This is a genomic window from Photobacterium arenosum, from assembly GCF_014841115.1.
In the GTDB taxonomy this organism is placed as follows: Bacteria; Pseudomonadota; Gammaproteobacteria; order Enterobacterales; family Vibrionaceae; genus Photobacterium; species Photobacterium arenosum.
On the sequence record NZ_JACYTP010000002.1, the window covers coordinates 246,197 to 259,505 of the forward strand.

A 13,309-nucleotide genomic window follows, 5' to 3' on the forward strand; every position below is an offset into this window, starting at 1 on the left:
AATAAACACACAGGGATGGATATGTCTTACCTTAATTTGCCGCTGCTGCACGTCTTTCATCTGGTGGCAGAGCGCGGCAGCTTTCAGGCAGCAGCGACTGAGCTGCATTTACCGCGATCTTCGGTCAGCAAGAAAATTCGCCAGCTTGAGCAGTTTATTGGTCAGCCTTTGCTGCACCGTTCCACCAGGCAACTGCAGCTGACGGATGTTGGCCGCAACCTGTTGCTGGGCACTGGTGATCTCAGGGTGGTATTATCGAACCTGCATGGCATCATTGACGAAACGCAACAGACACCGAAAGGGCGGGTGAAAATCAGTGCCAGTATTCTGATGGGGCAGCGCTTTGTGGTGCCGGTACTGAAACAGCTGCGCCAGACGTATCCGGATATTGTGATTGAGCTGAGTCTGGATGATCAGACGGTCGACTTGCTGGATGCGAAAATTGATATTGCCATTCGTATCGGTCAGCTACCGGACTCTTCCCTGATTGCCCGAAAGATCGGGAACAAGCACTGGGGATGGTTTGCCTCGCCGCGTTACCTCGCTGAGCGGGGCCGCCCTCAAGCGCCGCATGAACTGGCGCAGCACGATTGCCTGGTGTTTGAAAATACGACCAGTCGCTTTAATTTCTGGCCTTTTCAGGACGCGAGCGGCGACACAGAAACGGTTGAAGTGGCCGCGGCAATCAAAACCGACAACAGCCGGGCTTTGGTGGACATGGCGTGTGAAGGGCTGGGGATTATTATGGTTGACCCTGCTTTTGTGCAGCAGGAATGCCAGCAGAACCTGTTAGTGCCTGTGCTGACAGATTGGCGCCATCCGGAGCGCAGCCCGATACAGCTTGTCTGTGTCGGCGAACGGACCAAAGCATCGCAGGCGGTCTGGCAATTTCTGCTGACGCATTGGCCGGGGTAAAATCATCATCGGCATTCAATCAAGAAAAGGAGAGTCAGGTATGTATCAAGGCCAGTGCCATTGCGGCAATGTCCGGTTAACCATTGCACGACTTACCGAAACCGCCACCCGCTGTAATTGTTCGCTCTGCTACCGTTACGGGGCACTGTGGGGGTATCTGACCGAATCAGAGGTGGATATTCAGGTGGGGGAGTTTGGCTCCGAGTATTATGAGCACGGTGATAAATGCATTCATTTTCATCGCTGCAAACGCTGCGGCTGCGTGACACATTATTCTTCTGCGCCTGCTTCCGGCAGTGATCGGCTCGCGGTGAATTACAGCATGTTTTCAGCTCAGGAGATCAGGCCGATTCGCATCCGTTTATTTGATGGAGCGGATACCTGGCAGTTTATTGACGAGTGAGTGGGTAATAACTCAGCAACCCACCCAATGTAACAATTGCCAGCGGCGTTTCGTCGGCTTCAGTATGTAATGACTGGCTGATGTGACAGACCGCAATAAAAAGGAAAGTGACTTTACTGTTACTTTCCTTTTGTTCTTTTCCGGTTGTGTCAAAGGATGGTACTGAAAATTGAGCCGGAGTGCGGCTCAACCGAACGCTATTGATAGAGTTGTTTTAAATTATTGTTTTTTATTGTTATTTGTTGTCATTTCTGTGACGTATTTTTGAAATAAAACTGTCATAAGACCGGTGTAAATTGCCTGACTCAAATCTGTCATGATTCTGAAAATAATTTGTAACGTGAAACAATAAAAACATGGAGTGTCTGATATGTCAGTTTGCAATTTATTGGAATTTTCAGAGTCTGGTGGCTGCGGATGTAAAATCCCGCCTCAGATGCTGACGAATATTCTGAAAACAACACAGCAGAAAAACACCGTTAAAAATAACGATATTTTATTGGGCTTTGAAACCTCTGATGACTGCGCCATTTATAATTTTGGTGGTAAAAAGCTATTATTTTCGACTGACTTTTTTAGTTCAACCGTCAGTTCTCCCTATCTGTTCGGGAAAATAGCTGCAGCCAATGCACTGAGTGATATTTATGCGACCGGCGGCCGTCCTTTAATTGTCAATTCCATCCTGGCTTTTCCACCCGATGATATCCCCATGCCGTACATTGAAAAAATGATTGAGGGTGCCCAGGAAGTGATGGCGGAGTGCGGGGCAACTGTGGTCGGTGGCCATACCATTAAAAATGCGCAGCCCTTGTATGGCTTTGCGGTGATTGGTGAAGTTGAGGATGCGCATATCCGGCAAAATAATACCCCCCGAAATCATGATCTGGTGATTATCACCAAACCGCTGGGGATTGGCATTATTTCAAATGCCCTGAAAGTGGGGAGATTGAGCGAAGCAGAGTTACCCGAGTCAACGCTCGAAATCATGAGTCGCGTGAATCGGATTGGTTACACTTTGGCTCAGCATCCTGGTGTCAGTGCGATGACAGATATTACCGGTTTTGGTCTTGCCGGACATTTGAGTGAGCTGGTGGACAACACTGGGTTTAACGTCAGCATTGATGGGGATGCGGTGCCTGTCATTGAAGGTGTGGAAGCTCTGAGTCTGGCGGTGACTAAGAATCCGAGCGGTACTTACAACAATATCAGCCGTTATGCCCGGTTTGTGAAATATGAAGCCGACATCAGCGATGCGCTTCGTCTGATTCTGCACGATCCGCAGACGAACGGCGGATTATTGTTTACCGTCGACGAGGAAACCTATCGGGATCATATTCTGCCGCTGTTTGAAGCGGAACAGTCTGACCATTATGTGATCGGGACAATCAGCGCAGGGCAAGGGCAGATCATCATCAAATGAGTCAGGAAATTATCGTTGGCCTGTTAGGGATCATCACAGGCAGTTTGTCGGGTTTACTGGGTATCGGTGGCGGCATTTTGCTGGCACCTTTACTGATTATTTGCATGCCCTGGCTAAACGGAATAGCACTGCCGATGGTGACCATTACCGGATTGACGGTCGCCCAGAGCTTCTTTGGTTCCGTCAGTGCCCTGTTTCATCACTCAAAATATCAGCAACGGGATAGAAATCTGATTTACCGTTTCGGCGTCCCTATGGGCGTCGCCAGCCTGGCGGTTTCTTTATTCACGTTTCATTTATCCGACCAGGTGATTTTAATCACGTTCTCTGTGCTGGCGATCAGTTCCGTGGTGATCACGACCTTAGGCCCGGAATTCTGGCGAAAGTGGCTGGGTGAAATCCGGTTAGATTCTGTGGTGTTGCCGATAATTGGTCTGTTGCTGGGCTTTACTTGCGGGATTGTCGGTCAGGGCGGCGGCTTTATTTATCTGCCGGTGATGATTGCTCTATTTGGCTGCCTTCCCAAACTGGCCATTGCGACAGCGCCTGTTATCGGGATTATCTCTTCTTTTTCATTGTTTTTCGGACGTGCGGCTTCAGACACTCTGGACTGGACGCTCTGTGGTTATCTGGTGGCGGGCATATTCGTCGGCGCAAAGCTCGGTAGCTACCTGTATTTTCGGTTGAACGAAAAGATGCTTGCGCGTTGCGTGAATATTTTCGTGCTGCTGAGTTCTATCAAAATCATGTCGATGGCTATCGGCTGATCCAAACCGATTGGTGGAAAAATGATTAATGCGGATGTAAGCGGGTCTGACTGGATCAAGCCCGAGGTTTTTGATTACCTGAAAAAGCAGTTTTCAGAACAACGTTTTGGCAACCCGAACTCGAATCATTTCATCGGAAACAGATTGTTTCAGGAGATTGAGATGGCGAGGGGGACATTGTGCGGGGTATTGTCCTGTGACAGCCACCAGCTGATCTTCAATGGTGGTGCAACCGAAGGGATCAGAAATGTGTTTTTCAGTTTCTTTGAGCACCACAGTTATCAGGATGCAGTGATCCTGCATTCGCCCTATGAACATTCTGCGACGCTGGAAAACATTCGTTACTGTCGTGCGAAAGGTGCTGATTCTATTGTCCTTGCGCATGAACAAAACGGGCTGCTGGATTTGGCCGGGTTACAGGTCGCACTGAAAGCCTGTCAGGGGAAAGCGGTTCTGGTGGCGGTGATGGCTGCGCATAATGAAACGGGGGTGATTCAGGATTATCAGCAGATTGCTGAATTGTGCCATGCATATGATGCGGAATATCTGTGCGATACCACGCAACTGATTGGCAAGCAGCCTTTTGATTTCGAGCGAAGCGAAGTGGATTATGCCGTCGCTTCTGGTCATAAGTTTGGCGCTTTACCCGGCACCGGTTTTCTGCTGGTGAAAAATTCCTGGCATTTCAGCCCGCTTTTGCTGGGCGGCGGACAGGAATCCAGCCTGCGGGCAGGTACCCAGAATTATCTGGGCATTGCTTCTATGGCCATTGCTTTGCCGCTCGCACAACAACAGATGGTGAATCAGGCGGAAGTTACCGCGGTGCAGCGACGCTTTGAACAAGCGCTGAAGCACCACTTTCCCGGAACCGTCATTATCGGCGAAACGGCACCGCGTGTTCCTGGACTGACTTTCTGTGCTATTGGCGGCGTCAGCCGGGAAGTTTTGCAGACGGTTCTGGATGATGCCCGCATCATGGTGTCATCCGGTTCGGCCTGCTCAGACCGGAAATCAGCCTTGTCGAAAGTGGCTATAGGGCTGGGGTATAGCAATGATGTGGCAAAAAATACCCTGCGTTTCAGTTTGGGGTACTCCGGGACAGAAGCCGTCTACGCCAGCCTGGCAGATACGCTCCGGCGTGTTGCGCCCAAAGCGCTGGTCGCCTGATGTTCAGGGACAGTCTTTGTGTAAAGAGCCAGCTATCTAGCTGGCTCTTTTTTATTTTCACCGTTTCAGTACGACAGCGGTCATCGTTAAACCAGTGCTGATGTTCTCTGGTGATCTCAGAGTCACCACGAGAAAACGTTCGCCATCAGAATTAATGAAGCTTATTTCATATTGGTTTATGATGCTCTGCCATGCGCCGCTTGCAGGCGCTGAATCCAGGAAGCATTGCCGGTGAGTGGCCGGCGGTGAAAGCGAATCTGCTCAGTAAGCTCAGAGACTAGGGAAGGGCCCGATAGAATCATTGGGTTGGGCTGTTCAAGTCGGTCCGGTAGGTTCAAGCATCGGCCATTTCAGCTTTCAGCCACGCCATGAATACCTTTAGCCGTGCCAGTCTGGCTGAGTTCGGGTCATAGACCATATAGCGCCTGACCGGATTAGGGTGAGGCAACTGAAAAGGGATCACCAGTTGCCCGGCGTCAAGCGGGCTCTGATATAAATAGGGCACGGCCAGCGTGACGCCATGGCCGTTTAACACCGCAGTCAGTGCCATATCTGTGCTGTTGACCCGAGTCCACTTGGCGTGTTGGTTGCTGGCCTGCACACCTGCATTTTCAAACCAGCTTTGCCAATCGTAGGCGCCGGGGTTTTCCAGAGTGACTAGCCAGGTGGACAGAAGATCGTCGGGGGAACTGAGTGCCAGATCGCGGGCAAGTTGCGCAGAACAAACCGGATAGACAGCGGATTGACCAAAGTACTCACAGGACAGGCTGTCCTGTGTGTATTTTTCCACCTCAGTGCCGAAACGAATTGCCAGATCAATATGTGCTTGTCTGAGATCATCAAACCCCGCGGACGAGATCACACGAATCTGGATGTCCGGATGCAGTTCGGAAAAGCGTTGCATCCTTGGCATCAACCAGAGCGTGGTAAAAGCCTGTGTTGAGCTGATGGTGAGCTCACCAGCAATCTCTTCCTGATGAAGTTGGTTCACCCCCTGATGAATGATGGCCAAAGCTTGTTGCGCGCACTTGAGCAGGCTTTGGCCTTGTTGGCTCAGCAGCATTCTTTTGCCTTTCCGGACAAATAAGCGACATCCTAAACTCTGTTCCAGCTGTCGCATTTGTTGGCTGACGGCGGCCTGGGAAATACAGAGTTCAGCGGCCGCCAGACTATAGCTGTTGTGTCTGGCAGCGCATTCAAAGGTGACCAGTAGATTGATATTTTTCAGCAAAATAGGGGCGTCTGTCTGTATTCGGGTGCAATATTATAAGTTTTTCTTATATTTAAAGTCGATTCGTATCGTTGGTGTTAAACCTCGCCTGAAAACAAAATAGGCATTCCAGGGATCAGCCCTGCCTATTCGTGGTTTTCCAGTCAGGAGACAGACATCATGCAAGAATTTAAACAATTACATCAGCAAACGACGCCTTTCATCATCGGAAATGTTTGGGATGCTGCCAGTGCCCGTTGCGCCCAGCAGGCTGGTTATCAGGCGTTAGGGACTTCCAGTGCAGCCATCGCCAGCCTGCTGGGCTATGAGGATGGCGAACAAATGCCGTTTGCTGAGTTAGTTTTTATGGTTCGGCGCATTACCGCAGTCAGCCAGCTTCCCGTTAGTGTGGATATTGAAGCCGGGTATAGTCGTGAGCCGCAGCATATTGCCGATCATATACAGCAATTGACCGGGTTGGGTGTGGTCGGAATCAATATTGAAGATAGCCGTGTTGATGAATCCCGAATGTTAGTGGATGTCGATCAATTTGCAGCGAAATTATCGGCAGTGCGCAATATATTGCGGCAACGTCAGGTTGAGGTGTTTATCAATGTCCGCTGCGATGCATTTTTACTGGGTTTAGATAATGCTTGCGCCGAAACGGTGAAGCGCGCCCAAATCTATCAGATGGCAGGTGCTGATGGCTTATTTGTGCCCTGTCTCACACAGGCTGACGATATCAAAGCCGTTGTTGCAGCAAGTTCGCTGCCGGTGAATGTAATGGCAATGCCTGATCTCCCTTGCTTTGAAGTGTTGGCAGGCTTGGGAGTGAAACGGATCAGTTCAGGCAACTTTGCTCATGATGCGATGCACAGGCATCATCTCAATCAATTGGTTGAGATGAAACAATCCGGATCGTGTAAATCGCTGTTTGATTAGAGCACAGTCGGATGAGCTGATTCGCTGCTGATCTTTTTCAAGTTCAGAATGGGAGCGGAGAAAGCGTTCTCAAGTGAGGAGGTTAAGTCTGTGTGAAACAGCATTAAGGTGTTGTGGCTGCCGACCGCATGATGCGGCCGGCTTTGGCTGGGATGACCCAGGCTTTCATTTAAGCCTGGTTTGCAGCCTGCTTGTCGGTCAGCGCTTTCATCACTATGTCTTTGTTGCTCTGGTAGGACTCCAGGCCTTCACGGCGCAGATCGCAAGACGGGCAGTTGCCGCAGCCGTCGCCAATAATGCCGTTGTAACAGGTCAGGGTGTAATTGCGGATGTAATCCAGCTTACCGTGCTGATCGGCCAGCGCCCAGGTTTCAGCTTTGTTCAGCCACATCAGTGGGGTGTCTATTTTGAGCGGACGATCCATGCCCAGTACCAGTGACTGATTCAGTGACTTCACAAATTCATCACGGCAATCCGGGTAGCCGGAGAAGTCGGTTTCACACACACCGGTAATGACGCCTTCTGCGCCTATCTGGTAAGCGTAAATGCCTGCCAGCGTCAGGAACAGTATGTTACGACCCGGCACAAAGGAATTGGGTAAGCCGTTATCTTGCAGCTCATGGGACACAGGAATATTGTCACGGGTCAGTGAGCTGATGGCCAGTTCATTGAGCAGGCCGACGTCCATCACCTTGTGCGCGGCAACACCTAAGTCTTTGCCAATGGCCTCTGCAACTTCGATTTCCAGTTTATGGCGTTGACCATAGTCAAAAGTGATGCAATGGACTTCATCATAATTGGCCATAGCCTGAATTAAACAGGTGGTAGAGTCCTGTCCGCCACTGAAAACGACAACGGCTTTGCGCATGGTGTTGCTCCGAATCTGGTTCAAAAAAGAAGGCACATCCTACCCTGAGAGTCAGGATATGCCAAGCCACCTGCCTTGTTACAAGCACTTACCGGGAGAGTAGGATCAACTGAGTTGCCCTGTCTGTTCGAAGACCGCCAGTTGCTCAAGGTAAGGCTGAATATCACCTATGTTACTGGCCACCCAATCGGTGTCGAAATAGGTATCCAGGTAGCGCTCGCCACTGTCGCACAGCAAGGTCACGATGGAGCCTTGTTCGCCGCGTGCTTTCATATCACTGGCCAGTTGCAGCACGCCGTACAGGTTGGTGCCGGTAGAAGCCCCGGCTTTTCGGCCCAGCAGTTTTTCCAGCCAGTGAACGGTTGCGATACTGGCTGCATCCGGAATGGTGCGCATGTCATCGACCACGTCCGGGATGAAGCTTGGCTCGACACGCGGGCGGCCAATCCCTTCAATACGGCTGCCGCGCTCACCTTTCAGGGCGGGATTCCGGGTGAGGTAGTAATCGTGAAACACCGAATGCTCAGGATCCACCACACATAGCTGGGTGTCGTGCATCTGATAACGAATATAGCGGCCTATGGTGGCGGAGGTGCCGCCTGTGCCGGCGCTCATGACGATCCAGGTTGGTATCGGGTGCGCTTCTAACTGCATCTGTTCAAAAATGCTCTTGGCAATATTGTTATTGCCGCGCCAGTCGGTGGCACGTTCCGCGTAGGTGAACTGATCCATGTAATGACCGTTCAGTTTTTCAGCCAAACGACGAGATTCGTCATAAATCTGGCAAGGGTCGTCTACAAAATGTGCCTGGCCGCCATAGAATTCAATTTGTTCAATTTTTTTACGGGCAGTCCGGCGGGGGACCACGGCAATAAACGGTAAGCCCAGCAAGCGGGCAAAATACGCTTCAGAAACCGCGGTGCTGCCAGACGAGGATTCGATGATAGTCGTGTGCTCGCCAATCCAGCCATTGCACAGGCTGTAGAGGAACAGAGAACGGGCAAGACGGTGCTTCAGGCTGCCGGTCGGGTGAGTACTTTCATCCTTCAGATACAGGTCGATCCCTTCAATGGCCGGAATGTCCAGCTTGATGAGATGGGTATCGGCTGAGCGCTGAAAGTCGGCTTCGATTTTTCTGATGGCCTGGTTCACCCAGAGTGGATCGTGACGCATGAAACATCCTTGAAAATTGGCTGATTAACTCAATGAAAGTTTACGCTAACGGGAGGAAATTTCTTTGCTATTATTATTGTTGCTTTGATTAATTATAGAAATTTTTTCTTAAAAATAAACATTTCAGGGAAAAATATGGCCGAAAAGAATGCAGCGGAAATAGATACCACGGACCGATTGCTGCTGGACTTGCTGCAAATGGATGCCAGTCTGTCGCTTAATGATTTAGCAGAAGCGGTCAATTTGACTACTACTCCTTGCTGGAAACGTTTAAAACGGCTGGAAGAAGCGGGGATACTGAAGCGGCGGGTGGCTTTGCTGGATCCGGTCAAATTAGGGCTGTCATTCATTGCCTTTGTCCAGATAAAAACCAGCGATCATTCTCAGGACTGGTATCACCGTTTTGTCGCGACAGTGAGTGAGTTTCCGGAAGTGATGGAGTTCTACCGGATGGCCGGAGAATACGACTACATGATGAAAGTTCAGATGGCAGATATGTCTGCGTTTGACAGCTTTTATAAAAAACTGGTCAACAGTATCAGCGGATTAACCAATGTGACCTCTACGTTTGCCATGGAACCCCTGAAATACACCACAGCGCTTCCTTTATAAATCTCTGATTTGTATTGAAAAAGTACTGTATAAAAACAAATATTCCGTTAACGCTGTGAAAATAGGCAGCATCACCTGCTGTTTTGCTGCCATTCCTTACATTTGGGTTGATAACCAGCCTGCCTTTTTGCCAATATGTTGCTAGATTGTCACCTCAGTGTGACGAGTGATTTTATCCTCTCGATCCACCCGACTTTATAATATTTTTCTGTTCTTCGGCTTACTTCTCGTGAGCAGACCGTGCTTTGCTGGAGGAAACATGCAGGTTTTTTGGCAACTCAGGTGGTACTTTCGGCAAGAGTGGCGGCGATATGGCGGCGCGATCGCTATTTTTGTCATTATTGCTTTTTTTGAACTGATTCCACCCCGGGCCATAGGCTGGATAGTCGACGGTGTGGTTGAAGGCAAAATGACCATCAACACCATGCTGATGTGGCTGGGCGGACTGGCCGCGATGTGGGTGCTGGTGTATGTGTTGCGGATAGTCTGGCGTCTGTGGTTGTTTGGCAGTGCCGCGAAACTGGGCACTGTGCTCAGAGACAAACTCTATCGCCATTTTACCCGGCAGGCGCCGAATTTTTTTGAGCGCCACAAAACCGGTGATCTGATGGCCCGTTCAACCAATGATGTCAATGCGCTGGTGATGACAGCCGGAGAAGGCGTACTGACTGCGGCGGATTCGCTGATCACCGGATTGGCGGTTTTGCTGATCATGACGACCCAGCTCAGCTGGCAACTGACGATTTTAGCGCTCCTGCCTATGCCTGTTATGGCCTTGCTGGTCTCGCGCTTTGGCAGCCAGCTGCATGACAGATTCAGCGAATCGCAGGCCGCTTTTTCCGCCCTGACGGACACCACGCAGGAATCGCTGAACGGCGTCAGGATGATCCGTGCTTTTGGTCTGGAGCAAAGGCAGCAGGCCGCGTTTGAGAAAGTCGTTGACCATGCCGGTGAAAAGAATTTCGGGGTGGTGCAAGTGGATGCCAAGTTTGACCCTGTGATCCAGCTGACAATCGGGATGTCCTTTTTCCTCAGTGTCGGTGGCGGGGCCTATTTAATTCATCAGGGGGAACTGACTCTGGGCGATCTGACCGCTTTTACTCTGTATCAGGGGTTGATGATCTGGCCGATGCTGGCCATTGCCTGGCTGTTCAATATTCTTGAGCGCGGCTCTGCGGCATGGAAACGCCTGCAGGAAATTTTAGATCAGGCCCCGACTATCGTCAGCGGCGCCAAAGCACTGGCGGACACCCGTCAGGCGCTGGATATCCGGATTGAGGCATTTTCCTGGCCGCAGCAGCGCCAGCCTGCCCTGCAGGAGCTGGCGATCCACTTGTCGGCAGGTCAGATGCTGGGGCTGGCCGGGCCGGTAGGTTGCGGTAAATCTACCTTGCTGGCGCTGCTATTACGCCAGCAAGAGCTGAGCCATGGGCGCATTGCGTATGGCGGCGTGTGTATCCGCGATGCACTCCTGGAGCAATGGCGCAGCCGTTTTGCGGTGGTTAGCCAGAGTCCCTTCCTGTTTTCCCGCTCGATTGCCGATAACATTGCGCTGGGCAGGCCGGATGCCAGTATAGATGCCATCCGTCACGCTGCCGGATTAGCCTGTATTGATGAAGATATCATGCTGTTTCCTGAGGGGTATAACACTCTGGTCGGAGAAAAGGGCATCACGCTGTCCGGCGGCCAGAAACAGCGCATTGCGATTGCCAGAGCGCTGCTGCTCAATGCTGAAATTCTGGTACTGGATGATGCGCTGTCGGCCGTCGACGGCAAAACAGAACACAGGATCCTGCGTAATCTGCGCAGTCAGCCTCAGCGGCAAACCGTGATTGTCATTGCCCATCGCCTGACCGCGCTGGAGCAGGCCGATGAAATCGTCGTGCTGCAGCACGGTCAGGTGAGCGAGCGCGGAACGCACGCGGACTTGCTGATCAATGATGACTGGTACGCCGAGATGCACCGCTACCAGAAACTGGAACAAGCCATTGAGGAGGGGCAATGAAAAGACAGGCAGTTAACCGGGCGGTATTACAACGGCTGCTCAGGTACGCGCTGGACGATAAGCGCAACCTGTTCATTGCTATCGCGTTATTGTTCGTGGCCTCACTGGCGGATGTGTCCGGTCCCTGGTTATTGCAGCGCTTTATCGACCATTATATTGCCGTCGATCAGTTTCCGGCGGCCGATGTCGCGGCGTTAGTGGCGGTGTATATTGCGCTGATGATGCTGGCGGGAGCGTTTAAATACGCCCAGTCGCTGCGTTTTAATCAGATTGCCATCGGCGTGGTGCAGAAAGTCCGCAAGCAATTGTTTACCCGGGTGATGAACCAGCCTCTGTCGGCCTTTGATTACATGCCCAGCGGCAAGCTGATCTCCCGGCTGACCAATGACACTGAATCGATTAAAGATTTCTACGTTTTTGTGATTGCGACCTTTTTAAAGAACGTCACTTTGATTGTGGTGATGCTCACTGTGATGTTTATCATGAGCTGGCGTCTGACCCTGGTGGTAATGGCGTTGTTGCCGGTTGTGGTGGGTGTGATGGTGGTGTACCAGCACAAAAGTGCCAGTGCCTATCGACGCATGCGCGATTTGCTGGCGGACATTAACTCCTCGATGAGCGAGTCCATCCAGGGGATGAGTCTGATCCAGCTCATGCGGCAGGAAAAAGCCTTCAGTGCCTATTTTGCCGGGCTGACCGATCAGCACCTCAAGGCGCAAATCGGGGTGACCAAACTGAACAGCGTGTTATTGCGGCCCCTGATTGATCTGCTGTCCGGGATAGCCTTGCTGACGCTGGTGGCGCTGTTTGGTTTTGGTGGCACAGATCTTATCGGGGTCGGGGTGCTGTATGCGTTTCTGAGCTATCTGGGCCGGGTCACCGAACCGCTGATTGAAATGACACAGCAATTATCTTTGCTTCAGCAGGCACTGGTGGCCAGCGAGCGGATCTTTGCGCTGATCGACTCGCGCCAGCAAGCATACGGTGAGGATGAAAGGCCGCTGACCAGCGGGCATCTGGCATGCCGTAAGCTGAGCTTCAGCTATGACGGCAAGCAGAAAGTGCTGGACAACATCGATCTTGAACTGCCGCATCAGGGATTTCTGGCACTGGTCGGGCATACGGGCAGCGGCAAAAGTACCCTGGCTTCGCTCATGATGGGCTTTTATCCAAGCTCCGAAGGCGGCGTCGAGTTAGATGGTCGTCCGCTGGAAAGCCTGAGCCGGCCTGTGCTTCGTCAGGGCATCGCCATGGTCCAGCAGGATCCGCACGTACTGAGTGATACCGTCAGGGAAAATGTCAGCCTGGGGCGGGAGATGACTGATGATCAGATCTGGCACGCATTAGAGACGGTCGGCCTGGCCGGACAGATAAAACAGTACGAGTTTGGTTTAGACACTGTGCTGGGAGGCGGGGAAGTGAACCTGTCTGCCGGACAGAAGCAGTTACTGGCACTGGCCCGTGTACTGGTGGAGCAGCCGAAAGTGCTGATACTGGACGAAGCGACTGCCAATATAGATTCAGGAACAGAGCAAAAAATTCAGCATACGCTCTCGGTGCTGCGTCAGAACATGAGTATTGTGGTAATTGCGCACCGGCTTTCAACCATCATGGATGCCGATGAGATTGTGGTATTGCATCATGGGGAAGTGATTGAAAGAGGCACGCATTTCAGCTTGCTTTCTGAGCGCAAACAGTACTGGCAAATGTACCAGTTGCAGCAGGTAAGTGATCATCTCCAGCATTTGGAAGAAGCACCTGCCGAGACAGCAGAAAATTGACATCAGCCTGACAAAAATGTACAAGTCATTCACTATAAATGGCTCC

At 51.3% G+C, this 13,309-nt stretch carries 12 protein-coding genes; 9 read left to right on the forward strand and 3 right to left on the reverse strand.

Going from position 1 to position 13,309, the window contains the following annotated elements; genetic code table 11:
* Positions 1–21: 21 nt before the first annotated feature.
* The 5 genes from IFO68_RS04370 (at position 22) to IFO68_RS04390 (ending at position 4,672) form a co-directional block, all read left to right on the forward strand.
* The gene (locus IFO68_RS04370) at positions 22–915 is read left to right on the forward strand and encodes a LysR family transcriptional regulator (RefSeq protein ID WP_192014750.1); all 894 of its coding nucleotides are present in this window, start codon (positions 22–24) and stop codon (positions 913–915) included.
* A 40-nt stretch (positions 916–955) separates the two neighbouring features.
* On the forward strand, positions 956–1,318 hold the full coding sequence (locus tag IFO68_RS04375; protein ID WP_192014751.1) for a GFA family protein: 363 nt from the start codon (positions 956–958) through the stop codon (positions 1,316–1,318).
* 370 nt (positions 1,319–1,688) lie between these two features.
* Positions 1,689–2,738, forward strand: a complete 1,050-nt coding sequence (selD, locus tag IFO68_RS04380; protein WP_192014752.1) for a selenide, water dikinase SelD — start codon at positions 1,689–1,691, stop codon at positions 2,736–2,738.
* Positions 2,735–3,505, forward strand: coding sequence for a sulfite exporter TauE/SafE family protein (locus IFO68_RS04385; protein WP_192014753.1), 771 nt, complete (start codon positions 2,735–2,737; stop codon positions 3,503–3,505). Before selD ends, IFO68_RS04385 begins: the two co-directional genes overlap by 4 nt.
* A 21-nt stretch (positions 3,506–3,526) precedes the next feature.
* Entirely contained in the window at positions 3,527–4,672 is a 1,146-nt protein-coding gene (locus tag IFO68_RS04390; protein WP_192014754.1) for a cysteine desulfurase family protein, read from the forward strand.
* A gap of 334 nt (positions 4,673–5,006) precedes the next feature.
* Here IFO68_RS04390 and IFO68_RS04395 read toward each other — a convergent pair whose 3' ends face one another.
* Positions 5,007–5,903: a LysR substrate-binding domain-containing protein gene (locus IFO68_RS04395; RefSeq protein WP_192014755.1), complete on the reverse strand. Its 897-nt coding sequence runs from the start codon at positions 5,901–5,903 to the stop codon at positions 5,007–5,009.
* A 159-nt stretch (positions 5,904–6,062) separates the two neighbouring features.
* On the opposite strand from IFO68_RS04395, the gene IFO68_RS04400 reads away from it, so the two are divergent.
* Entirely contained in the window at positions 6,063–6,824 is a 762-nt protein-coding gene (locus IFO68_RS04400) for an isocitrate lyase/PEP mutase family protein (RefSeq protein ID WP_192014756.1), read from the forward strand.
* A 169-nt stretch (positions 6,825–6,993) separates the two neighbouring features.
* Here IFO68_RS04400 and queC read toward each other — a convergent pair whose 3' ends face one another.
* The gene (gene queC / locus IFO68_RS04405; protein WP_192014757.1) at positions 6,994–7,692 is read right to left on the reverse strand and encodes a 7-cyano-7-deazaguanine synthase QueC; all 699 of its coding nucleotides are present in this window, start codon (positions 7,690–7,692) and stop codon (positions 6,994–6,996) included.
* A gap of 105 nt (positions 7,693–7,797) precedes the next feature.
* The gene (locus IFO68_RS04410; RefSeq protein WP_192014758.1) at positions 7,798–8,865 is read right to left on the reverse strand and encodes a PLP-dependent cysteine synthase family protein; all 1,068 of its coding nucleotides are present in this window, start codon (positions 8,863–8,865) and stop codon (positions 7,798–7,800) included.
* A 135-nt stretch (positions 8,866–9,000) separates the two neighbouring features.
* On the opposite strand from IFO68_RS04410, the gene IFO68_RS04415 reads away from it, so the two are divergent.
* The 3 genes from IFO68_RS04415 to IFO68_RS04425 all read left to right on the forward strand — a co-directional run bounded on the left by IFO68_RS04415 (position 9,001) and on the right by IFO68_RS04425 (position 13,263).
* On the forward strand, positions 9,001–9,477 hold the full coding sequence (locus IFO68_RS04415) for an Lrp/AsnC family transcriptional regulator (RefSeq protein WP_192014759.1): 477 nt from the start codon (positions 9,001–9,003) through the stop codon (positions 9,475–9,477).
* A 259-nt stretch (positions 9,478–9,736) separates the two neighbouring features.
* The gene (locus tag IFO68_RS04420; protein WP_192014760.1) at positions 9,737–11,482 is read left to right on the forward strand and encodes an ABC transporter transmembrane domain-containing protein; all 1,746 of its coding nucleotides are present in this window, start codon (positions 9,737–9,739) and stop codon (positions 11,480–11,482) included.
* Positions 11,479–13,263 (forward strand): SmdB family multidrug efflux ABC transporter permease/ATP-binding protein, encoded by a 1,785-nt coding sequence (locus tag IFO68_RS04425; protein ID WP_192014761.1) that lies wholly within the window; start codon positions 11,479–11,481, stop codon positions 13,261–13,263. The genes IFO68_RS04420 and IFO68_RS04425 overlap by 4 nt, the downstream gene beginning before the upstream one ends.
* Positions 13,264–13,309 lie beyond the last annotated feature (46 nt).